Genomic DNA, 23,478 nt, shown 5'->3' with positions numbered 1-23,478 from the left:
TTTTTATTGTTTTGGAAACGTAACACGTCTCAACACTGTTTTTCCTAATGGCACAAGTGTGACGTTTTGACTTTTATTTTTTGAAGCATTAAATAAACTGCCTTCTAAATTCCATTCAGAATCATAAAACGAATCTGAATTAGAAGCACTTTTCAATTCAAATTTTGAATCTGAATCAAGCTTCAAATCTTTAAAATCTTCATTAGTTGGAAAGCAATAATAATCGCTGTAATTTACTTTTGAATAGGTTTTTATAGTTTCCACTTTATGCGGAATTTCAAAAGCATACACAATTGGTCCACGTTGCAAATACACTTCATCATTTAAAGCTTTATGTTGCTTAGTTTCATTATTGAATATAATTGTGATTTCATCACCATTTTTCCATTCTTTTGAAATTGTATAAAATCCATCTTTTAAATCACCTAATGCAATATTACTTTCTAATCCGTTAGACCATTTTGGTTGTCTAATTTGAAAACTAAAAGTCTTAGGGTCTTTCATTGTAAACTTAAAAGTCACGTCATCAGACATTGGATAATTTGTAATTTGTTCGATTGAAACTTCAGCACCTTCAATTTGAGTTGTAAGTTTTGAAGGTCCAAACATTACAGAGGCTATTCCACCTTCAGATTTCATCCACATCTGTTCTAAGAAATATGGAAAATTTCTAGTATAATTCGGCACACAACATACAGCAGGTTCTGAATGTGTTGGCGAATACTTATATCTTGGGTCTGCTTTAGACTCACCATTTTCGTGATGATGACCATCTAACACATAGCAGTTGTCTGCTTTTCCATAAGTCAATGCTGTTCCTTCTCTATTTCTGAATCCTAACATTGCATTGTAGGTTAGTTTTTCAGCTTCATCAGCAAATGAAATATCACCAGTTTTTTGAATCAAACTTCCGTAGGAATTTCGCAATTCTAGCATCGTACAATATTCACTACTTGTATGGGTTGGATGCGCTTTCATTTTTAAAATCCATTCATTTCCATGACCAGCACCACTTGGTAAAATGCAAGGCTCTAACTTGTCTAACATATTATGGTAAGCAATTTCCAATTCTGGATATCCTGTGTTGTAATACGCATTTACCATAGTACGAATGTGTTCGTAGGTATGAACGCCGTGACCTTCAAAAAGTGAATCTTTTTCCTTTAAATATGGATAACGCAAATCGTTAAACGAGCGGTTTATGGAATAGGTTGAAAATGCTTTATACAAATAGGTAGCATAATCTTGATACGCTTCATTTTTAGTAATTCTGAATAAAGTTTCACAGACATCTGTGAGCATTAATCCGTGAGTGACACCACCAAAAGCATTTTTAAGATAGAATGGATTTTCACCAACTTCGCCATAATTTTTAATGGTTAGCTGCATTGCCTTTTCAACAGCATCTAAAACCGATTTATCTTGAGTAAACTCATAATAAGCGAGCATTGTTCTAAACGCAGTAGTTTGTGCCCAAAGTTCGCCGTTAGAACCTTCGTGTTGGTAACGCAAATTGGGTTTGTAAATGCCAATGTAACCATCATCATCTTGTGATGCTAGCAGATTTTTTATCACATCGTGAGATTTCTGAATCGCTTTTGCATCGTTAGTTAAAAACGCGTGTCTAATAAATCCGTCCCACCAATTGCCAATGGTTTCGGCATTCCACCACATAATTGATTTTTCCCAAGCAGCACCAGTTAATACCAAATCACCCATTTCTGGAATATCTTCCATTCCACCACGACGCGCAGTATTGTATAAATCATCTGATTTTATTCCTGGATACAATTCGCCTAAAGCCCCAACAATGCCTTGTTGCAAATCGCTTTTCATCATATTGAGAATCCAACCTTTAGGTTGCACACTTCCTGTTGGAAATTGTTCAAATTTTACTTGTATTGGTTGTTTAGGTTTATTGAAAAACTTGAGCTGTTCAGAATCGTCAATAATTGTTGAAGCGACTTTATTTACATTATCACTAAAGTTTTCACCTTGTGAGTTTTTCTGTTCTCGTTTACACGAAAACAGTGTCAACACAATAATAACACCTATTGTTTGTTTCATAATAATTGTGTTTTCAAGTAGTCTTTCATTTTTACATTTATCTCTCTTTGATTAGAAAGTGGTTCTTGTGTAAAAGGCGCTTGTGGCATATATGGAAATGGACCAAATTCTGGTGTGATAGAAAATTGCTTAGTTTTGTCTTTGAGGTAACCAACAGTATCTTTCCAAATGTTTGTAAATCGCTCTAAATGCGCTGACCATTCTGGTGCAAACGGATTATTTACCTGAGACGCTTGCTCTGTTGCGACTCTTGCGTGTAAATGTGCAATGTGCGGAATCACCTTTTGAATCGCTTCTTCTTGATCTTGAAGTAAGGACTCCGAAACCACACACCAATGAGAAAAATCACCAACAAATTTTAAGTCTGGGAAAATGTCCAAATAGCGTAACGTCGCCTGAGAATGAAATGTGAAACGTCCTCTATGAATTTCGTGATACACAGGAATGCCTCTTTTTGCTGAAAATTCTTCGATAGCATCAATAATCATACAGTTATCTTCAAACGAATAATGGTCTTTTCCTGTATGAGAATTGAAGAAATCTGGTTTGTAGTGCACCATACTTTCTAGTCGTTCTAAAACCTTGCTCAAATATTCTCTTGGTGTTTCCTTCTTTACACCAAACACCTGTTGTAATCCGCAAATAAATTCAGGATTGTCTTTTCTTGCTTCATTTAAAACATCATAAAATTGAGTTTCAAAAATAGCGTCTTTTGGAATATTCATCTCAATACCATCGTAACCATTTTCTTTGATATAATCTAAAAATGCTTTTGGTTGCAAGGCTTCGCTTCCCCAAAAAGGACATAAATATTTAATTTGCATACAAAACTGGATTTAAAGGTGTATTGATTTGCTCGCCAACTTTTGCACCAGGACACCACGTATCCCAATCATTTTGTTGTCCATCGTTAGTTGGCTCTTTTAGCGTCATATCTTTATCCATATAAATTATGGTCATTACTTTTCGCATCTGGTCTGTTGTGTTTGCACCAGCACGATGAAATACCCAACCAGAATGGAAGCTGATTTCACCAACATCAAAAGGTTCTATAACGTGTTTAAAGTCTGTGACTTTTAATCGTTTTTCAATTTGAGATTCACTATCATCACTAATTGACAATTCTCTACCTTCGAGAATTTGATGACTACCAGCGCTAAACTCTAAAGGCCCCATTTCTAAAGGTGTTTCTTGCAACGGAATCCAAGCTGTAATGGTTTTATCTGTAGCCAATGGCCAATAATGTTGGTCTGCGTGCCAAGGTGTAATTCCACCACCAGCTTCTTTAAACAAGGCTTGGTCGTGGTACAAACGCACACCATCAACTTGCATTAAATCTGAAGCTATTTTGGCTAAACGTTCACTAAAAATCAATTCTTTAATTGCTTCATCTTTTGTCCAAAGATTGAACAACTGCAAAAACGCTTTTCCATAAGTTGTACGCTCTGCCAAAGGCATATCTTCTTCATTAAGTTCGTCAACTTTTTCACTTATAATTCTATTGAAATAATTAAGTGTTTCTTGGTCTAGCACATCTTTTAATTTTATGTATTTGTGCTCTTGATAAAAAGAAATCTGCTCTTCTGTAAGTGAGTAAGACTGATTTAAAACTGTTTCTGTAAGCATAATTAAAGATTTTTACTGATTCAAAATTATATGGAATACAGCAACTATCTTTTGCTAAAATTAACCAAAACTATGCATATTTAAACCTTATATACTATTTTTGAATACAAATAGAGTTAATTTTATATAATTGCAACCAGAGTTAGAACATATTGCTATTGAAGCATCTCAGCAATCATTTCATTTTTTTAAGCGAAGTGACACTGTATTTTTGCCTTATTGGCATTACCATCCAGAACTGGAACTTACACTTATAAAAAAAGGTGATGGTACTCGATTTGTTGGTGATTCTATAGCTTCATTTTCAGATTATGATTTGGTTTTAGTTGGCAAAAACTTACCTCATCATTGGGTTAGCGCTTCAAAAACAGAAAATCAAGAAGCTTATATTTTTCAGTTTAGAAGTTCACTTTTTAAGAGTTTTACCGAATGTGATGCATTCTATACATTGTTTGAAAAAGCAAAACGTGGACTTCATTTTTTTAATCCAAGTGAAACACTTATTGAACAAATTATTGCTTTTGAAAACCTTTCAAGCATATCGAAACTTAGCGCTTTAATTGAAATTATAGAACAACTCACGCTTGATAACGATTTTAATACACTAGCTTCAGAAAACTATTTGGAAAGGCTTCAACTTGTTGGCTCGCAAGACAAAATTGCAAAAACAACAAATTATATTTTAGAACATCTTGATGAACAGCTAAGCGTCAAAAGAATGGCAGAATTCACTCATATGGTACCACAATCGTTTTGTAGATGGTTTAAGAAACATTCTGGTCATTCGTTTGTTTCTTTTTTAAATCAAACCAGAATTGAACGTGTTTGTTTATTGCTTACTACAACAAATACACCTATTCAAGACATTGCCTTTAGTTGTGGATTTGAAAGTTTAAGTCATTTTAATAGGACGTTTAAGAACATGAAAAACTATAGTCCTTCAGAATTTAGGAAGAGCCAGAAATAAAAAAAGGATTACTTGCGTGATCTTGTTTATGATTGTTTCAAATTAAAGTGAAACTTTAATTTATTAAACTAAAAAAGTTCTCTTAAGAAAGTAAACTTTCTACGAGAACTCTTAAATTTTAATTTGTCGGGGTGGCAGGATTCGAACCTGCGACCTCCGCGTCCCAAACGCGGCGCGATAACCGGGCTACGCTACACCCCGAAATTGTGGTTATCAATTTTGGACTGCAAATATAGAGTTTTTATTTACATAACAGTAACATTTTTTTTAACTTTAAAAAAGTAATTCATTTCAATCAAAACCCATGAAGTTAAAGCTTCCAATTATCGGTGTTATTTTTATTTGTATTCTCACATGTGCACAAGATAAAAACCCAGTAAATTCAAAAAACGACTATGAAATTATTGTACCAAACCTTAAAATTCCATGGGGCTTTACATTTCTACCTGATGGTAGTATACTGATTACGGAAAAAGCTGGCGAACTCATTCATTTTAAAAATAATAAGAAGACCAAAATCAGCGGACTACCTGAGATTTATGTGCGAGGTCAAGGTGGATTAATGGATATTACCCTTCATCCAGATTTCAAAAACAATGCACTTGTATATATCTCTTATGCCTCCTCTGAAGGTGAAGGATTAGGAGGTAATACTACAATCGCATTTGCGAAACTAAAAGAACATAAACTCACTGATTGGAAAGTTCTCTACAAGGCAAAACCTAACTCTCGAAAAGGACAACATTTTGGTTCGAGATTACAATTCGACAATAAGGGTTACCTTTTCTTTAGTATTGGTGATCGTGGTAATCGAGAAGAGAACCCACAAGATATTACAAGAGATTGTGGAAAGATTTATCGTATTAATGATGATGGTACTATCCCAGAAGACAATCCTTTCTTCGATAAACTAGAAGTTAAAAAAGCAATTTATTCCTATGGTCATAGAAATCCACAAGGCATGACTTTGCATCCTAAAACTGGTGAAATTTGGACTCATGAGCATGGGCCAAAAGGTGGTGACGAAATAAATATTATTAAAGCCGGTAGGAACTATGGTTGGCCAGTTATTAGTTATGGTGTTAATTATAGTGGAACCAAATTCACAGAAATCACCGAAAAAGAAGGCATGGAGCAACCTTTACATTATTGGGATCCTTCTATTGCACCAAGTGGAATGGCTTTTATTAATAGCAATAAGTATGGCACATGGAAAGGTAATCTATTAGTTGGATCTTTAAAATTTCAGTACTTAGACATGTGTACTTTAAAGGATAATAAAGTTGTTAAAGAAGAAAGACTGTTGAATGGTATTGGTAGAGTGCGATGCATTGAACAAGGACCTGATGGGTATATTTATATAGGCGTTGAAAATTTAGGTATCGTAAAACTTCTAAAACAATGATTAAATCCTTAAATCTGATTTTAATTTTCATAATAATAGTGTCATGTAATTCCGCACATAAACATAATAACAACCACGATTACTCAATGATCAAAAATGATTCTACAACTAATCCTAAATTGAAAGAAAGTATTAATCGTGGTAAACTTGTGTATGAAGATATGTGCTTAACCTGCCATATGGAAGACGGCAAAGGTGCTGCAAACATATTTCCGCCTCTTGCAAATTCTGATTACCTCAAAAACGATCAAGACGCAAGTATTAGAGCTATAAAAAACGGTATGTCTGGTGAAATCATTGTAAATGGCATCACCTATAATAGTGTTATGAACCCTATGGGATTGAGCAACGAAGAAGTTGCAGATGTTATGAATTACATTAACAACAGTTGGGAGAATACATATGGAAAAACTCTTACCGCTGAAGAAGTAACAAAAGTCATAAAAAAATAACAGCAATTACCTAAATTTGTACATCTAACTAAATCTGAAATCGCATATGTTAATAATAGGAATCGCTGGTGGAACTGGATGTGGAAAAACGACTGTAGTGAATACCATTCTCAATGAATTACCAGAAGGTGAGGTCGGTGTTATTGCTCAAGATTCCTACTACAAAGACACATCGCACCTAAGTTACGATGAACGTGTGAAGATTAATTTTGATCATCCAAGGTCTATAGATTTCGACTTACTTGTAAATCATCTTAAGGAACTAAAAAAAGGGAATCCTATTGAACAACCAGTATATTCCTTCGTAAAACATAATCGTACTGGTGATACCATAAAAACATTACCAAGAAAAGTAATGATCGTTGAAGGTATATTGATACTAACAAATCCAGATGTCAGAGATTTATTTGATATTAAAATTTACGTTCATGCAGATTCTGATGAGCGGCTAATTCGTAGACTAAAACGAGATATTAGCGAACGAGGACGAGATATTGACGAAGTGCTTACAAGGTACCAAACTACTTTAAAACCAATGCATCAGCAGTTTATTGACCCAACAAAAGAATATGCGGATATCATAATTCCTAACAACAAATACAATACTGTTGCTGTAAATATTGTTAAAACCATAATTAACGAACGTTTATCATGAGTTTTTTGAACAATAAATATCTAAAACCATTTAAGAATATTTATCTATTGATATTTATTGTGTTTGTGATATGGATGCTTTTTATAGATGCGCATTCTTGGATATTTCATCATGAGATGAATAAAGACATTGAGGACTTAGAATATCAGAAACAGCATTATAAAAACGAAATCGAAAAAGATAAAAAAGCGATAAAAGAGCTAAGCACACAAGAAGGTGTTGAACGCACAGCTCGCGAAACATATTATATGAAAAAACCAGATGAAGATATTTTCATCATTGAATACGAAGATAGCATCGCAAAACAACCACAAGATGAGTAAAACATTATTTAACGAATTTGAAAGCGTTTCTTCAAAAGCTTGGAAACAAAAAATCCAAGTAGACCTTAAAGGTGCAGATTACAATGACACACTAATCTGGAAATCAAATGAAGGCATTGATGTTAAACCAATATATCATTCTGATGATTTTGAAGGATTTCCTGATACTTCTGGTACCAAGGCAACAACATGGAAGATTTGTCAAGAAATAAGTGTTTCTAATGAATCCGAAGCTAACACCAACGCTTTAGATGCGATTAGTCGTGGTGCTGAATATATTACTTTTATTATTCATACTGAAAACATTAAGGTTGAGACACTTATAAATGATATTGATTTAACCAAAACTGGTGTAAGCTTTAGAATGAATTTTCTTTCTTCGGCATTCGTTGAACAAAATTCAGCTGTTACATCTACTGGCATAAGCATACATTTAGAAACTGATATTATAGGTCATCTTGCCAAAACAGGAAACTGGTTTACTAATCTTAAGGACGACCATTCTCAATTTGAAAAAATCATTAAAAGTTCGTCACAAATTTTTGTTGACACCAGTCTTTATCAAAATGCTGGAGCTACAATAATTCAGCAATTAGCTTATAGTTTGGGTCATCTTAATGAGTACTTAAACCATTTGAATACGACATTAACCGATGAAGAGAAATCATTGCTTGAAATTACCTTCAATGTAGCCGTAGGTTCAAATTATTTCTTCGAAATTGCTAAACTCAGAGCATTGAGATTGTTATTCCAAACATTAGTCAAAGAATATGGCATTACTAAAGAATGTAGAATTATAGCTACACCTAGTAAACGAAATAAAACCATTTATGATTATAATGTAAACATGCTACGTACAACTACAGAATGTATGAGTGCGATATTAGGTGGTGCTAATGTGGTTACTAACTTGCCTTATGATAGTCTCTACCATAAACCTAATGAATTTGGTGATAGAATTTCGAGAAATCAGCTACTTGTTTTAAAAAATGAAAGCTATTTTGATAAAGTTGATAATCCGGCAGATGGCTCATATTACATTGAAAGCTTAACCAATCAATTAGCAGTAAAAGCACTTTATTTATTCAAGGATATTGAATCTAATGGCGGATTTTTACATCAGCTTAAAGAAGGTACTATTCAAAGAAAAATAAAAGAAAGTGCTGCTAAGGAACAAGCAGATTTTGATGCAGAAAACATTGTACTACTAGGTACTAACAGGCATCCAAATCCTGCTGATAAAATGAAAGATGATTTAGAAATACATCCATTTTTAGAAGTGAACAAGCGAAAGACTTTAATTGAACCAATTATTGAGAGAAGACTTGCCGAAAAACTTGAACAAAATCGATTAAAAGATGAGTAGAAAAAACATTCAACATATCACCTTAAAAGAAAAGTTGAGTTCTCCTCGAACGGTTAACCAAGAATCTTTTAATACAGCTGAAGATATTGAAGTAAAATCTTCTTACTCAAAAGAAGACATTAAAAATTTAGAACACTTAGATTTTGTTGCAGGTATTGCACCTAATCTGCGTGGTCCATATTCAACAATGTATGTCCGTAGACCTTGGACAATACGTCAATATGCAGGTTTTTCTACGGCTGAAGAAAGTAATGCATTCTACAGAAGAAATTTAGCAGCAGGACAAAAAGGTTTATCAGTAGCATTTGACCTTGCCACACATAGAGGATATGATTCAGATCACGAACGTGTGGTTGGTGATGTTGGTAAAGCTGGTGTTGCTATTGATTCTGTTGAAGACATGAAAATTCTTTTCGACCAGATTCCCTTGGATAAAATGTCGGTTTCTATGACCATGAATGGAGCTGTGCTTCCTATTATGGCATTTTATATTGTGGCTGCAGAAGAACAAGGTGTAAAACCAGAACAATTAGCAGGGACAATTCAGAACGATATTTTAAAGGAGTTTATGGTTAGAAACACATACATCTATCCACCAACGCCTTCAATGAAAATTATCTCGGATATTTTTGAATACACAAGTCGTAACATGCCGAGATTCAACAGTATTAGTATCTCAGGATATCATATGCAAGAGGCAGGTGCAACCTGCGATATTGAGCTCGCTTACACTTTAGCGGATGGTTTAGAATATATTAGAAAAGGGCTTGGCGCTGGTATGGACATAGACACTTTTGCTCCTCGCCTATCCTTCTTTTGGGCAATTGGCATGAATCATTTTATGGAAATTGCAAAAATGCGTGCTGCACGTATGCTTTGGGCAAAGTTGGTAAAACAGTTCAATCCTAAAAATCCGAAATCATTGGCGTTAAGAACACACAGTCAAACATCGGGTTGGAGTTTAACTGAGCAAGATCCTTTTAATAACGTAGCAAGAACATGTATAGAAGCTTCTGCTGCTGCATTTGGTGGTACACAAAGTCTACATACTAACGCTTTAGATGAAGCAATTGCGTTACCAACAGATTTCTCTGCTCGTATTGCAAGAAACACCCAAATTTATTTACAACAAGAAACACATATTACCAAAACGGTAGATCCATGGGCTGGTAGTTATTATGTAGAAAAACTAACTCATGATATTGCAGAAAAGGCATGGAAACTTATTGAAGAAGTTGAAGAATTAGGTGGAATGACAAAAGCGATCGAAGCCGGTATTCCTAAACTCAGAATTGAAGAAGCTGCAGCAAGAAAGCAAGCCAGAATAGATTCTGGTCAAGACATTATTGTTGGGGTCAATAAATACCAATTAGACGAAGAAGATCCATTGCACATATTAGAAGTAGATAATCAAACTGTTAGAAACCAACAAATAGAACGTTTAAATAGTATTAAAGCTTCTAGAAACAATACCGAAGTTACCGAAGCTTTATCTAAACTAACTGAAGCTGCAAAATCTGGTGAAGAAAATTTATTAGCTTTAGCTGTAGATGCGGCAAGAAAACGTGCTACTTTAGGAGAAATTAGCGATGCTTTAGAAGCTGAATTTGGAAGATATAAAGCACAAATAAAATCATTTAGTGGTGTGTATAGTAAAGAAATAAAAGACGATAGTAGTTTTAAAAAAGCAAGAAAATTAGCAGATAAATTTGCCGAAGAAGAAGGCAGAAGACCTCGTATAATGATTGCCAAAATGGGGCAAGATGGTCATGATCGTGGTGCAAAGGTTGTGGCTACGGGTTATGCAGATGTTGGCTTTGATGTAGATATTGGCCCCTTATTTCAAACACCTAAAGAAGCTGCTAAACAAGCCGTAGAAAATGACGTTCATATATTAGGAGTGTCTTCTCTTGCTGCTGGTCATAAAACTCTAGTTCCTCAAGTTATTGAAGAACTAAAATCTTATGGAAGAGATGATATTATGGTTATTGTTGGTGGTGTTATCCCAAAACAAGATTACCAATTCTTATTTGATGCCGGCGCTGTAGCTGTTTTTGGTCCTGGAACCAAAATTAGTGATGCCGCTATTCAAATTTTAGAAATTTTAATTGACTAGTATAAAAAAGCCCTTTAATTAAAGGGCTTTTTTATGCTTTATACTCGCGTAAAACAGACTGATCTTAAACAAAAAACACCAATTTTCTGTTTATTAATATTAACAACTTCCATTTTTAAAACCCATATTTAATTGTATTTTTAAACCCTATTAAAATTGAAAAAGTTAATGGGTAAAATCATTGCAATTGCTAATCAAAAAGGTGGTGTTGGTAAAACCACAACAACTGTAAACTTAGCTGCCTCATTAGGGGTATTGGAAAAAAAAGTACTTCTTATAGATGCAGATCCACAAGCTAATGCAAGTTCTGGATTAGGAATAGATATAGAGTCTATTGAATATGGCACATATCAGGTTTTAGAGCATACATCTGCAGCAAAAGACGCGGTCATAACTTCTGGAACGCCAAATGTTGATGTAATTCCAGCTCATATAGATCTTGTAGCCATTGAAATTGAACTCGTAGATAAGGATGAAAGAGAATACATGCTTAAAAAAGCTATCTCTGAATTAAAAAATGACTACGATTACATTTTAATAGATTGTGCTCCTTCATTAGGTCTTTTAACTTTAAACGCATTGACAGCTTCCGATGCAGTAATCATACCTATTCAATGTGAATACTTTGCTTTAGAAGGTCTTGGTAAATTGTTAAATACAATTAAAAGTGTACAAAAAATACATAACGAAGCGTTAGACATTGAAGGTATGTTACTGACTATGTTTGATTCTCGTTTGAGACTATCTAATCAGGTTGTTGAAGAAGTGAAAAAACATTTTAGTGATATGGTTTTTGAAACTATTATTCAGAGAAATGTAAAACTAAGTGAAGCTCCAAGTTATGGTGAAAGTATTATAAATTACGACGTTAGTAGTAGAGGTGCTGCTAATTACCTCAGCCTTGCAAAGGAGCTTATCAAGAAAAATGAAATACAATAATGGCAAAAGCAACTAAAAAACAGGCTTTAGGACGTGGTCTATCAGCACTTTTGAAAGATCCCGAAAACGATATTAAGTCAGCTGAAGATAAGAATGCAGATAAAGTTGTTGGTAATATCGTTGAATTAGATATTGAGAGTATTGAAGTAAATCCTTTTCAACCAAGAACTAATTTCAATGAAGAAGCTTTAAGGGAATTAGCGTCATCAATTAGAGAGCTTGGTGTCATTCAGCCAATTACGGTTAGAAAATTGGCGTTTAATAAATACCAACTTGTATCTGGAGAACGTCGTTTTAGAGCTTCTAAACTCATAGGGAAGGACACTATTCCAGCATATATAAGAATTGCTAACGACCAAGAGTCACTAGAAATGGCTTTGGTTGAAAATATACAAAGACAAGATTTAGATCCTATTGAGATTGCTCTATCATATCAACGCCTTATTGACGAAATAAATCTTACGCAGGAACAAATGAGTGAGCGCGTTGGTAAGAAACGCTCAACCATTGCTAATTATCTAAGATTATTAAAACTAGACCCTATCATACAAACTGGGATGCGAGATGGCTTTATATCCATGGGACACGGTAGAGCCATGGTAAATATTGAAAGTCAAATTGATCAACTAGAGATTTACGAAAAAATAATTAGCAATAAACTTTCGGTTAGAGCTACAGAACAACTAGTAAAGCAACTTAATTCTAATGGCAATGACGAGTCCAATCCAGTTGAAGCTGAGGTTCCTAAGTTTATAAAAAAAGGTATAAAGGATTTCTCAGAGTACTTTGGACATAAGATTGATGTCAAAGTAGCTAAAAATGGTAGTGGTAAAATCACGATTCCATTTCATTCTGAAGAAGATTTTAATCGAATTAAAAAATTAGTACAACGTGCTAAATAAATTTTACTTTGTTCTTTTTCTGTGTCTATTCTCAGTATTTTCATCGTTTTCACAAGTAGAAAACGACAGTACTGGTATTGGTTTAGACAAAGAACTTGTTGTAATTGAAGAAGAATTAATTCAAAGAAAAGAAATTGATCCATTAAGACCTTCAAAGGCTGCCTTCTATTCTGCCATTTTTCCTGGTGCCGGTCAGATCTACAACAGAAAATACTGGAAAGCGCCAATCGCTTGGGCACTTGTAGGTAGTGGCATCTATTTTTATGTTAGAAATAATAAGCAATTTAATCGCTACAGAGATGCTTATAAAAGACGATTAGGAGGCTTTACCGATGATGAATTCTTTGGACTCGTATCAGATGACGGTCTTATTAGAGCACAACAACAATTTAGACGAAATAAAGAAGTTTCATTGCTCCTTACAATAGGCTTTTATGCTCTCAATATTATCGATGCTAATGTAGATGCACATTTACTTCAGTTTAACGTGGACGAAAATCTAAGTTTTAGACCGCACTTTCAATACAATCAAATGGAAGATTCGTCAGATTTAGGGTTAACCCTTAATTTTAAGTTTTAAAATATGAATATAGCTTTACTTGGTTATGGTAGAATGGGAAAAAGTATTGAAGTTATCGCTTTAACCAGAAATCACAGTATAACACTAAAAATATCTGACGCATCTGATACCTTCGATTTTACCAATGTTGATGTTGCTATCGATTTCAGCATTCCTGTTGCAGCGGTATCTAACATTAAAAAAGCGTTAGATGCTGGTGTTCCTGTAATCTCAGGAACAACTGGATGGCTAGACCAATACAACGACGTTATTGCATATTGCCAAGCAAAGAGAGGGACTTTTCTTTATGCTTCAAATTTTAGCTTAGGTGTCAATATCTTTTTTGAAATCAATACAAGATTAGCACAACTAATGGCCAGTCATAAAAATTATAGTACTGAAATTGAAGAAATTCATCACACTAAAAAATTAGATGCACCGAGTGGAACAGCCATTTCATTAGCTGATCAAATCATTGAAAATACAGATTACAACCAATGGACATTAGGTACTGCTAGCACAAATACCATTAAAATTGAAGCTAAGCGAATACCGGATGTGCCTGGCACTCATGAAATAAATTATACTTCTGATATTGACACAATTTCAATTAAACATACTGCACACAGCCGACAAGGATTTGCAATGGGAGCTGTAATAGCTGCGGAATGGATTAAGGATAAAAAAGGGATTTTTAGCATGAAAGATGTGTTAAACATTGGTTAATTTGCTCCACATTTGAAACAAATTAAAATATTTTTCAACCTACTAGACTAAATACAATATTATGACTTGGACAGAGTGGTTTATATTCTTATTCATTATTCAAATAATCCATGGTTTAGGAACTTGGAAGTTATACATTAAAGCAGATCGAAAAGCTTGGGAAGCTTTTATCCCTATTTACAATGCGGTAGTTTTAATGAAAATCATTTCTCGTCCATGGTGGTGGGTTATTTTAATGTTCTTACCTATTGTAAACCTAATAATGATTCCAGCAGCTTGGGTTGAAACCGCTCGAGCGTTTGGAAAGGACAGTAAGTTAGATGCCTTAATTTGTATTCTTACCCTAGGTTTTTATCTGTATTACCTAAACTATGTTGCAGATGTCAATTTTATTGAAAATAGGCAGTTAAAGCCAAAAACCTCTGCTGGTGAATGGATTACTTCCATCTTATTTGCAATAGTTGCAGCTACAATTGTGCATACTTATTTCTTTCAACCATTTGTAATTCCTTCTTCATCATTAGAAAAATCTTTATTGGTAGGTGATTTTCTTATTGTAAGTAAATTACATTATGGACCAAGAGCTCCAATGACCACTGTAGCAGCACCTATGGTGCACGATACTATTCCAAAGCTTGGTGTTAAATCTTATGTATATAATGACAATTTTAAAGAAAGAAACTCTTCATGGCTTAACAAATTACAATTGCCATATCTCAGATTGCCTGGGTTTGAAAAAATAGAACGTAACGATATTGTTGTTTTTAACCAACCAGCGGATACCTTGTTGGATATGAATAATTTTAATCCAGATAGAAACTATTACAAACCTATAGATAAGAAAACAAATCTTGTTAAGCGTTGCGTTGGTATTGCTGGTGATACTTTAGAAATAAGAAATGGTTACGTTTTCATCAATGGAAAGCAAAATGAATTACCTGATAGAACAGAATTACAGCATTACTATATTTTTGAGTCTAAATCACCAATTACTTCTAATTTAATTGACAAGTATGATATTGAAACTGTTTGGAATGTTTATAAAATTAATAAAGAATTTTGGGACGATGAGCGTATTCAAAATTTCTTAGAACAAAATAAAAAGAAGGTTTACCTGCGTGAAACAAAAAGGGATTCTTTGAAGGTAGAAGTTTATGGTGCTGTTGGTCAAGAGATATTCTATAAACTCAAAATGGAGGAAATAGAAAACAAATACTTAATAAACACAACATTAAAAGACTCAAAGAAAATTGAGTTACTTCCACAAACTATTTCTATAAAACAGTTTTCTAATACTGTTCCAGATTATAAAGGAACATTTCCAATGAATGCAGCTTATGATTGGAACTACGATAACTTTGGACCACTATGGATTCCAAAAGCGGGTGAAACCATTGAATTATCTATCGACAATATTCCTTTATACAAAAGAGCTATTGGTGAGTATGAAGGAAATAAAGTAGTGACTAGAGGTAATCAAATTTTTATTAATGATGCGCCAGCAACCTCTTATACCTTTAAACAAGATTACTATTGGATGATGGGAGACAACAGACATAACTCTATTGACGCTAGAGCATGGGGCTTTGTTCCTTTCAACCACACTTTTGGTAAGCCAGTATTTATTTGGATGAGTATTGATGGTATTAATGATGGTATAAAAAATTGGCGTCCACGTTGGGATAGAATCTTTACAACAGTTAGTGGTAATGGTGAACGTAGGTCTTATTTAATTCCGTTTTTAGTAGTTGTTTTTGGAATTACCTTCTTCAATAAATGGAGAAAGAAAAAGAAAGCTAAAGCTTAAAATTGAATACGTTATTACATCCAACATACTTTCCTAACTTATCGCATTATATTGAAATAGTTCAATCTGAGGCTATCAGCTTTGAAACTTGTGATAATTACCAGAAACAGACCTACAGAAATAGAACAGAGATATATGGTGCCAATGGTAAACTAGCTTTAACTGTGCCTGTTAATTATACTCAAAAGAACAGACAACTTTACAAAGATGTTGAAATTGCAAACGAAAATGACTGGCAGTTACAGCATCTCAAGTCTTTGCAATCTGCTTATAGTATGTCGCCTTTTTTTGAATATTATATTGATGATTTAATGCCATTATTTAATCGGCATTATAAATACATTTTAGACTTAAATCTAGACACTTTTGCTCTAATAAACGATTGTCTTCAAATAGAAATTCCATTTTCTAAAACTAAAGTTTTTGAAAAAGAACCAGAACACAAAGCAGATCTTAGGCATCTCGTTAGAAAAAATCAATCATTAGAAGGTATTGAATCATACCAACAAGTATTTACAGAAAAGCGTGGATTTATATCAAATCTAAGTATTTTAGACTTACTTTTTAACGAAGGACCAGCTTCAGAGATCTACTTAAAAAAACAAAAACAATAAATGGAAATAAGACCACTAGTACATTACGGCCTACATTTTGGTTTACCTCTGGTTATAGCTCTATTATTCTACAAAAAGCAATGGTTAAAGAGTTACATAATAATGCTTTTAGCATTCGCCATTGACTTAGATCACTTATTGGCACATCCCGTTTTTGACCCAAACCGCTGTAGTATTAATTTTCATCCACTACATACATATTACGCCATAGCGGTATACATTATATTACTAATCCCTAAAGTCACTAGATTAATTGCCTTAGGACTTGTGGCACATATTATTGCAGATACTGCGGATTGTTGGTTAATTTAATTTTAAGATCGCTTTTATGGGATAATGATCGGAAAGCTTAACATCATTATAAGTTTTATAACCATTCACCTTAAAAGCTTTATCTGCAAGTATAAAATCAATTCTTAATGGGAAAAATTTAAAGTCAAATGTTTTTCCAAAACCATTACCAGCTTCTTCAAAAGCATCTTTTAAATCATCACCTAAAATTTCTTTATAAATATATGAGTACGCCGTATTATTAAAGTCACCAGTAACGATTGTTTTATAAGACACCTTGGCTTTATGTGCTAATAATTGCTCTACTTGAGATTGCTGTCTTTTAAAAGTACTACCAATTTTTTTGAATAAACGTTCAGAAGAGTCATTTTGCAACGCCTTAGTATCAGTTTGAATTCCTGATGATTGCAAATGTAAATTGTATATTCTTATAGTATCACTTTTTCTCACAACATCAATAAAAATGGCATTATTAGTAGTTTCAGGAAACTCTAATGAACCTGAATTAATAATAGGAAACTTTGAGAATATCGCGTGACCGGGTTTAACATTTTTGGTATATCGTCCATTAAATCTGTGATAGCCTTCAATATTTAAAGGTGTGCCTCGTGTATATTCTTGAAAGCAAATGATATCTGGTTGTTCTTTTACAATAAATGTTTTAATGTCATCTCTTACATTGTCATTCGGCAACCAATTGTACGAATTGAAAATTCTAACATTAAAGGACATTACAGAGAAATTGTCTTCATTTACTTCAACTTTTGAAGAAGAAAACTTATACAATGAATTTATGTAACCCCAACCAAAAAGAAGTACTAGAAAAGACAATAACATTTGCTTTCTCACTCTAATCAACCAATACACAAAAAATAAAATATTGAGTATTATGAGCAGTGGAACACTTAAACTTAAAACCGAGAGTAACGCAAAGTTTTTTGGTGGAATATAAGGCAAAATATAGGACAGTAATAACAAAAAAGCAGCCACAGAATTTACTACAAATATAAGTTTATTAAAGATTCCTATTTTTTTCATTATAAACGTATGAAAGTCTTTAAGCCTTAGTCTTTTCCAGCTTTAAAAAGAAACTCTTTTTCTTCGGAGGTTAAACTATCGTATCCGCTTTTACTAATTTTATCTAGAATAAGATCTATCTTCTTTTGTTTATTAAACGTGTCGAATTCTTTTTTGCTTTTACCGGCAAAAGACGACTTTTTCCGCTGTCGGTGCACGGTTTTTAAATTAGATTTAGGCTGAAACCAACTTGCAACAGTATCCATCAGTTTCTCAAAACCTGAACCAATATCTTTACCTTGTTGTAATTTAGTTGCATACAAATAACCTAGTAATGCACCACCTAAATGGGCCACATTTCCACCTTGATTTAAACCAAATAATCCTAGAACATCCATAACAACCAGAAAAATAGCCACGTACTTAAGCTTTACATTAAACATAAAAATACGCACCTCTGAGTCTGGCATGTAAACACCAAGAAAGATTAACAGTGCTCTTATACCGGCTGAAGCTCCGATAACGGTTGGTGCATTAATTAGATATTGTTGTGGTACAACATTATAAACAAACAAAAAGGCCAATCCACCAACAATAATCCCCAAAAAATAGATGTTTAAAGCCATTTTTGGCCTAAACAGATTCAATAACATAATGGAAATATAATAGAGAATCAGCAGGTTGAACAGTATATGGAAAAAATCAAAATGGGTAAAACCATAGGTGATAATGGTCCAAGGCTTCCATAAAAAACTTGAAAATTCAGAAGGTAAACCAAGATAAGTAACAAGTTTGCTACTACTACCAATACCTGCTGTAAGGCGTGCTACAATGAATAAGACAATATTGATAGTTATTATCTTTTCAAAAGCATTTAACTTATTAAACTTATATTTTAAATCTTGAAATATACTCATAGTTAGTTCCAGCGGTATTTATCTCTTTCATTCTTTTTCCAAAAATACATTAACAAAAACCCAGTTAATGCACCACCAACATGTGCCATATAGGCTGTATTACTCGGACTAAATATTGACTGACCAGTAAATGCTGAAAACAAATCCAACGCTATTATACCAGGAATAAAATACTTCGCTTTAATAGGTATAGGTAAAAATATTAACATCAATTTAGACTCTGGAAATAACATACCAAAAGCGACTAAAACTCCCATAATAGCACCAGATGCTCCTACCATAGTGGAATTAAAAATATCAAACATTTCTTGAAGCATTGACCTCTGATCAACTGTAATTTCTCTTGAAATAGAATTTGTACTTAAAATTTTCTTTATCTCTTCCGAATCAAATCCGGAACTAAATAATTCAGCCTCTAATGGTGAATATTGAAAATAATAAAAAGCTAACATTATAAATGCAGCTCCAAAACCTGACAATAAATAAAAGGTCACAAACTTTTTGGTGCCAAACACTTGCTCCACAGCAGAACCAAACATCCACAAGGCAAACATGTTGAATAGTATATGCATTATATCACCATGCATAAACATATGTGTCAATAATTGCCATGGCTGAAACAATTGATTCTTTGGAAAATACAAAGCAAACCATTCATAAAACAATTGCCCATTTCCAATAGAAATGGTTCCTATAAACATTATGACGTTAATGATTAATAAATGCTTCACCGCATCGGTTATTCCTTGCCTCATATACTACATAAATTTTTTTTCAATATCATCTACTTTCATTGTGATGAATGTTGGTCTATTTGTTGGTGATACATTTGGTTCCTTACAAGCAAACAAACTATCTACCATATGCTCTTGCTCTTCTGTATTTAATGTTTGTCCGTTCTTTATTGCCAAACTCTTTGCCATAGATTTTGCGAGTACATCTGCTGCACTAAAGCTTGCATCTGGTACATCATTTTCTACATCGCTAATGAGTTGTTCTAATATTATTGAAACCTCACTATCTGATACTCCAACTGGCACACCAGTAACCGTTAATCTTTCTTCTGATATCTCAGAAAACACAAAACCGGTATGCTCTAGATTCGTCTTAACATCCTTAATAATATGTATCTCGTTTGGTGTAAAACTCAATTCTAATGGGAACAACAACTGTTGGCTAGTTGCTTCTTTAACAGTAATATGTTTTAAAAAACCTTCATATAAAATACGTTGATGCGCTCTATTTTGGTCTATAATGAGCATACCTGATTTTATGGTACTCACTATATACTTTTGTTGTAACTGAAACGTCGTTTTATTAGTTTCAATTGTAGAAGATTTAAAAATAAAATCAGTTTTTGCTTCACTCTCAAAAGTCAATTCGCTAAAATCAGTGATTTTACCATTTCCTTTTGATTCTAATCCTACATATAAACTTTCCCAAGAAGCGGCTGGTTCTTTCTTAAAATTTACCGCATTGTATGTAGATTTCTCTTTAGTTTGATCACCATCTTCAAATGGATTAAACGATCTATCAACCTCTATTTTAGGTGGTGCAACCGTTTTATCTTTATAGCTATATGGTGTATTAAAACTGCTCTGTTGTTCAAAATCTAATACAGGTGCGATATTAAATTGTCCCAAACTATGTTTTACCGAAGAACGTAAAATGGCATACAAGGTATGCTCATCATCAAATTTTATTTCAGTTTTTGTTGGATGGATATTAATATCAATCGTTTTGGGATCTACTGTGAAATTTAAAAAATAACTAGCATGGTAACCATCTTTTAACAAACCCTCATAAGCCGCACTAATAGCGTGATTTAAATACGGACTTTTAATATATCTGTTATTGACAAAAAAGAATTGCTCTGATCGTGTCTTTTTTGAAAATTCAGGTTTACCAATAAACCCAGACACTTTTAAAACCTCTGTTTCTTCCTCTACAGGTACTAACTTTTCATTGGTTTTATTTCCGAAAATATGAACAATGCGTTGTCTGTAATTTTCAGTATGTAGATTAAATAACTCATTACCATTATGATAAAACGCAAATGCAATATTTGGATGTGTAAGTGCCACACGATGAAACTCATCGGTAATGTGCCTAATCTCAACATTATTCGACTTTAAAAAATTACGTCTTGCCGGAATATTGAAGAATAAATTCTTCACAGCAACAGAGGTTCCTGTTGGTGTTACTGTAGCCTCTTGTGACTTTACAACACTACCTTCAATTTCAATAGTTGTACCTAAATCATCATTTGGCCTTTTGGTTTTGAGTTCTACATGAGCAATCGACGCAATACTAGCCAATGCTTCACCCCTAAATCCTTTGGTATGTAATTGAAATAAATCTTCGGCAGATTTTATTTTTGAAGTTGCATGACGTTCAAAACTCAAACGTGCGTCGGTAACACTCATACCTTTCCCGTTATCAATAACTCGCACTAAAGTTTTGCCGGCATCTTTTATAATTAATTTTATTTCAGTCGCTTCTGCATCTATAGCATTCTCTAAAAGTTCTTTAACTACAGAAGCAGGTCGCTGTACCACTTCACCTGCTGCTATTTGGTTAGCAACATGGTCTGGTAAAAGTTGTATGATATCTGTCATTAGCTCTTTGGAAAGAATATAGACAAATCAAAACCAATCAAGATTAAAAATAATAGGATTAAAATACCAGCAATAATAAAGACCCGTTTATTCACTTTTTCATCTCTATTATTTTGATATTCATCTACAGCTGCATTCCATTTATTCTTAATGCCTTTCGGTGGATTAATTGTTTTTCTGTAATCGTCGAATTTATGTTTTAGTTCATAAGGACTACCTTCACCTTTATAATAACGTGGCTTGTAATTATACTTTCTGTTCTTTTTTAATTTCATTAAACCCATAATCGTACTGTTTTACATATATCCTTCAAGAATATACATTAAAATAAAAAGAGCTAATAGCATGATGATTAAAGCGGGTAACGAAAATAGCTTATTACTTTTTCGTTTGGTATGACCTCTCATTTCATTCCACTTAGTCTCCAAGTTGTCCTTCGACGTTTCCCGAAAATTTTCGGCTTCGGAACCCTGAAAACGTGGCTTATAACTAAAACGTTTATTTTTTCGTTGATTAAACAAATTGTCTTATTAGTTAAACCGCAATTAACTCAAAAGTACTTAAAATACTAGGAAATATTGCTTAAGGATTCCTTAAAATTATTAACAAAAAGGATGCCAATTTAAAGTTAGAAGTCGGAAGTTGGACATTAACAAGGTAAACTGAAAACTTCGACTTAATACTGTGACTGAGTACTTATTTAGTATCTCGTCTAAGAGCGGCCATTTTTATTGCGGTTATTGCAGCTTCGGTTCCTTTGTTACCATGCTTACCACCTGAACGGGCAATAGACTGTTGCATCGTATTATCTGTTAGTACACAAAAAATTACAGGTATATCACCTTGTAAATTTAAGTCTTTAATGCCTTGCGTCACACCTTCACAAACAAAATCGAAATGTTTTGTTTCACCTTGAATAACGCAACCAATAACTATAATAGCATCTAACATACCAGATTCTGCGTAGATACTCTTTGTCATTCTTGCAGCACCATAAGTCAATTCAAATGTTCCTGGGACATTCCATCGTACAATATTTTCTTTAATTGCACCACAATCAATTAAAGCATCAAACGCACCTTGCCAAAGTCCTTCAGTAATGGTATCATTCCATTCTGAAACAACAATCCCAAACCGAAAATTTTTCGCGTTTGGGATTGTAGCTTTATCGTAGTTCGATAAATTATGATTTGCCGTAGCCATATCTTATAAGCTTGCTTCTGCTTTACCGATTAAGACATCAATATCTTTTGCTTCATCAGAGTCAGAAAATTCAGTTTTAATTCGAGTTAAATATTCAAGCGCCTTAGTATTTTGATCTAAATCCATAGCTACTCTTGCCGCTTTCATTAAATACAATGGTGTTGTGAAGTCATTTACGTTAGCCTTAAATGCTTGCTCATAATAACCTAAAGCATCTTCTGGTTGTTCTAACTGAACAAACGCATCACCAATACCACCTTTTGCAATAGGACCTAACATTTTATCATCACTAGAGAAATCACTTAAATACGTTACTGCATTTTGGTAATCCTTTAAGTTTAAGTATGCCATACCTGCGTAGTAATTCGCTAAATTGGCTGCTTGAGTACCACCATACTCATTGATGATATCTAACATCCCAAACTTACCTTCACCTCCATTTAATGACATCGTGTAAAGAGAATCTGATGACACACCATTTGCTGCATCCTCAAAGTATTTTTTTGCTTGGTACATTTCGTTCATAGCTTCCTTTTGTTGAGGCTCTGCGATATACTTATTGTAACCCATTACAGCTAAAACAACCAAGGCAATTACAGCGATAGCACCTATAATATAGTTTTGATTTTTAACAACCCATTCTTCAGTTTTAGAAGCACCTTCGTCTAAGGTATTAAATACCTCAGCTGTTGTTGATTGTTCTTCTACAACTTCTACCTTTTCTTTTTGAGTTTTTGGCTTGTAGCCTCTTTTCTTATACGTTGCCATAAGTTCTCTATTAATGCGTGCGCAAAAATATAATTTTTATTGGGAATTAAAAGCCTATTTATTTGTAATTTTTCAATAATTTGCAGGTTTATTCGTCACTTGAAAAACCTCAATAAAATGGGGCTTTTAGTGTAATTTTA

The 23,478-nt window shown here is 33.5% G+C and carries 24 protein-coding genes and 1 tRNA gene; 14 read left to right on the top strand and 11 right to left on the bottom strand.

The genetic code is table 11. The features are described 5' to 3' along the window. Positions 1–3: 3 nt before the first annotated feature. From HRU50_RS01585 to HRU50_RS01575, 3 genes are read right to left on the bottom strand one after another with little or no spacing between them, the layout of a single operon-like run. Positions 4–2,067 (bottom strand): beta-L-arabinofuranosidase domain-containing protein, encoded by a 2,064-nt coding sequence (locus tag HRU50_RS01585; protein WP_296347435.1) that lies wholly within the window; start codon positions 2,065–2,067, stop codon positions 4–6. Further along, entirely contained in the window at positions 2,064–2,891 is an 828-nt protein-coding gene (locus tag HRU50_RS01580; protein WP_296347433.1) for a sugar phosphate isomerase/epimerase, read from the bottom strand. Before HRU50_RS01580 ends, HRU50_RS01585 begins: the two co-directional genes overlap by 4 nt. Continuing rightward, the gene (locus tag HRU50_RS01575; protein WP_296347431.1) at positions 2,881–3,693 is read right to left on the bottom strand and encodes a phytanoyl-CoA dioxygenase family protein; all 813 of its coding nucleotides are present in this window, start codon (positions 3,691–3,693) and stop codon (positions 2,881–2,883) included. Before HRU50_RS01575 ends, HRU50_RS01580 begins: the two co-directional genes overlap by 11 nt. Positions 3,694–3,823: 130 nt before the next feature. Between HRU50_RS01575 and HRU50_RS01570 the strand changes: the two genes are divergently transcribed. After that, positions 3,824–4,660 carry an AraC family transcriptional regulator gene (locus HRU50_RS01570; RefSeq protein ID WP_296347429.1) on the top strand — a complete coding sequence of 279 codons (837 nt, stop codon included), beginning with the start codon at positions 3,824–3,826 and terminating at the stop codon, positions 4,658–4,660. Between the two features lie 126 nt (positions 4,661–4,786). Here HRU50_RS01570 and HRU50_RS01565 read toward each other — a convergent pair. Next, positions 4,787–4,861, bottom strand: a tRNA-Pro gene (locus tag HRU50_RS01565). A gap of 103 nt (positions 4,862–4,964) precedes the next feature. Here HRU50_RS01565 and HRU50_RS01560 point away from each other — a divergent pair. The 13 genes from HRU50_RS01560 to HRU50_RS01500 all read left to right on the top strand — a co-directional run bounded on the left by HRU50_RS01560 (position 4,965) and on the right by HRU50_RS01500 (position 16,836). Then, positions 4,965–6,065 carry a PQQ-dependent sugar dehydrogenase gene (locus HRU50_RS01560; protein WP_296347427.1) on the top strand — a complete coding sequence of 367 codons (1,101 nt, stop codon included), beginning with the start codon at positions 4,965–4,967 and terminating at the stop codon, positions 6,063–6,065. Positions 6,066–6,151: 86 nt separating this feature from the next. After that, the gene (locus HRU50_RS01555; protein ID WP_296347425.1) at positions 6,152–6,517 is read left to right on the top strand and encodes a cytochrome c; all 366 of its coding nucleotides are present in this window, start codon (positions 6,152–6,154) and stop codon (positions 6,515–6,517) included. A 46-nt stretch (positions 6,518–6,563) separates the two neighbouring features. Next, positions 6,564–7,172, top strand: a complete 609-nt coding sequence (udk, locus tag HRU50_RS01550; protein ID WP_296347423.1) for a uridine kinase — start codon at positions 6,564–6,566, stop codon at positions 7,170–7,172. Beyond that, entirely contained in the window at positions 7,169–7,495 is a 327-nt protein-coding gene (locus HRU50_RS01545; protein WP_296347421.1) for a septum formation initiator family protein, read from the top strand. The genes udk and HRU50_RS01545 overlap by 4 nt, the downstream gene beginning before the upstream one ends. Then, positions 7,488–8,861: a methylmalonyl-CoA mutase subunit beta gene (locus tag HRU50_RS01540; protein WP_296347419.1), complete on the top strand. Its 1,374-nt coding sequence runs from the start codon at positions 7,488–7,490 to the stop codon at positions 8,859–8,861. The genes HRU50_RS01545 and HRU50_RS01540 overlap by 8 nt, the downstream gene beginning before the upstream one ends. After that, positions 8,854–10,977, top strand: a complete 2,124-nt coding sequence (scpA, locus tag HRU50_RS01535) for a methylmalonyl-CoA mutase (protein WP_296347417.1) — start codon at positions 8,854–8,856, stop codon at positions 10,975–10,977. Before HRU50_RS01540 ends, scpA begins: the two co-directional genes overlap by 8 nt. 168 nt (positions 10,978–11,145) lie before the next feature. Then, positions 11,146–11,916, top strand: a complete 771-nt coding sequence (locus HRU50_RS01530) for a ParA family protein (protein WP_296347415.1) — start codon at positions 11,146–11,148, stop codon at positions 11,914–11,916. Continuing rightward, the gene (locus HRU50_RS01525) at positions 11,916–12,818 is read left to right on the top strand and encodes a ParB/RepB/Spo0J family partition protein (protein ID WP_296347412.1); all 903 of its coding nucleotides are present in this window, start codon (positions 11,916–11,918) and stop codon (positions 12,816–12,818) included. The genes HRU50_RS01530 and HRU50_RS01525 overlap by 1 nt, the downstream gene beginning before the upstream one ends. Continuing rightward, positions 12,808–13,398 carry a DUF5683 domain-containing protein gene (locus HRU50_RS01520; protein WP_296347410.1) on the top strand — a complete coding sequence of 197 codons (591 nt, stop codon included), beginning with the start codon at positions 12,808–12,810 and terminating at the stop codon, positions 13,396–13,398. The genes HRU50_RS01525 and HRU50_RS01520 overlap by 11 nt, the downstream gene beginning before the upstream one ends. Positions 13,399–13,401: 3 nt before the next feature. Continuing rightward, positions 13,402–14,103, top strand: a complete 702-nt coding sequence (dapB, locus tag HRU50_RS01515; protein ID WP_296347408.1) for a 4-hydroxy-tetrahydrodipicolinate reductase — start codon at positions 13,402–13,404, stop codon at positions 14,101–14,103. Positions 14,104–14,164: 61 nt separating this feature from the next. Next, complete coding sequence (lepB, locus tag HRU50_RS01510; RefSeq protein ID WP_296347406.1) at positions 14,165–15,910, top strand: signal peptidase I; 1,746 nt, start codon at positions 14,165–14,167, stop codon at positions 15,908–15,910. Between the two features lie 2 nt (positions 15,911–15,912). Next, positions 15,913–16,524 (top strand): WbqC family protein, encoded by a 612-nt coding sequence (locus HRU50_RS01505; protein ID WP_296347405.1) that lies wholly within the window; start codon positions 15,913–15,915, stop codon positions 16,522–16,524. Next, entirely contained in the window at positions 16,525–16,836 is a 312-nt protein-coding gene (locus HRU50_RS01500; protein WP_296347403.1) for a DUF6122 family protein, read from the top strand. Here the strand turns inward: HRU50_RS01500 and HRU50_RS01495 are convergent. The 7 genes from HRU50_RS01495 to HRU50_RS01465 all read right to left on the bottom strand — a co-directional run bounded on the left by HRU50_RS01495 (position 16,828) and on the right by HRU50_RS01465 (position 23,338). Beyond that, positions 16,828–17,853, bottom strand: a complete 1,026-nt coding sequence (locus tag HRU50_RS01495; protein ID WP_296347402.1) for an endonuclease/exonuclease/phosphatase family protein — start codon at positions 17,851–17,853, stop codon at positions 16,828–16,830. The genes HRU50_RS01500 and HRU50_RS01495 overlap by 9 nt on opposite strands. A 26-nt stretch (positions 17,854–17,879) precedes the next feature. Beyond that, positions 17,880–18,749, bottom strand: coding sequence for a rhomboid family intramembrane serine protease (locus tag HRU50_RS01490; protein WP_296347401.1), 870 nt, complete (start codon positions 18,747–18,749; stop codon positions 17,880–17,882). Between the two features lie 2 nt (positions 18,750–18,751). Beyond that, entirely contained in the window at positions 18,752–19,504 is a 753-nt protein-coding gene (locus tag HRU50_RS01485) for a rhomboid family intramembrane serine protease (protein WP_296347400.1), read from the bottom strand. A 3-nt stretch (positions 19,505–19,507) separates the two neighbouring features. Further along, the gene (gene mutL / locus HRU50_RS01480) at positions 19,508–21,367 is read right to left on the bottom strand and encodes a DNA mismatch repair endonuclease MutL (RefSeq protein WP_296347399.1); all 1,860 of its coding nucleotides are present in this window, start codon (positions 21,365–21,367) and stop codon (positions 19,508–19,510) included. After that, on the bottom strand, positions 21,367–21,651 hold the full coding sequence (locus HRU50_RS01475; RefSeq protein ID WP_296347398.1) for a riboflavin synthase subunit beta: 285 nt from the start codon (positions 21,649–21,651) through the stop codon (positions 21,367–21,369). The genes mutL and HRU50_RS01475 overlap by 1 nt, the downstream gene beginning before the upstream one ends. Before the next feature lie 412 nt (positions 21,652–22,063). After that, complete coding sequence (gene ribH, locus HRU50_RS01470; RefSeq protein ID WP_296347397.1) at positions 22,064–22,570, bottom strand: 6,7-dimethyl-8-ribityllumazine synthase; 507 nt, start codon at positions 22,568–22,570, stop codon at positions 22,064–22,066. A gap of 3 nt (positions 22,571–22,573) precedes the next feature. Then, positions 22,574–23,338, bottom strand: coding sequence for a tetratricopeptide repeat protein (locus HRU50_RS01465; RefSeq protein WP_296347396.1), 765 nt, complete (start codon positions 23,336–23,338; stop codon positions 22,574–22,576). Positions 23,339–23,478 lie beyond the last annotated feature (140 nt).

It is taken from the genome of Winogradskyella sp., from assembly GCF_013213835.1.
GTDB lineage: Bacteria > Bacteroidota > Bacteroidia > Flavobacteriales > Flavobacteriaceae > Winogradskyella.
The sequence above is the reverse complement of the archived record's forward strand: the minus strand, read 5'-3'. Positions and strand labels throughout refer to the sequence as shown.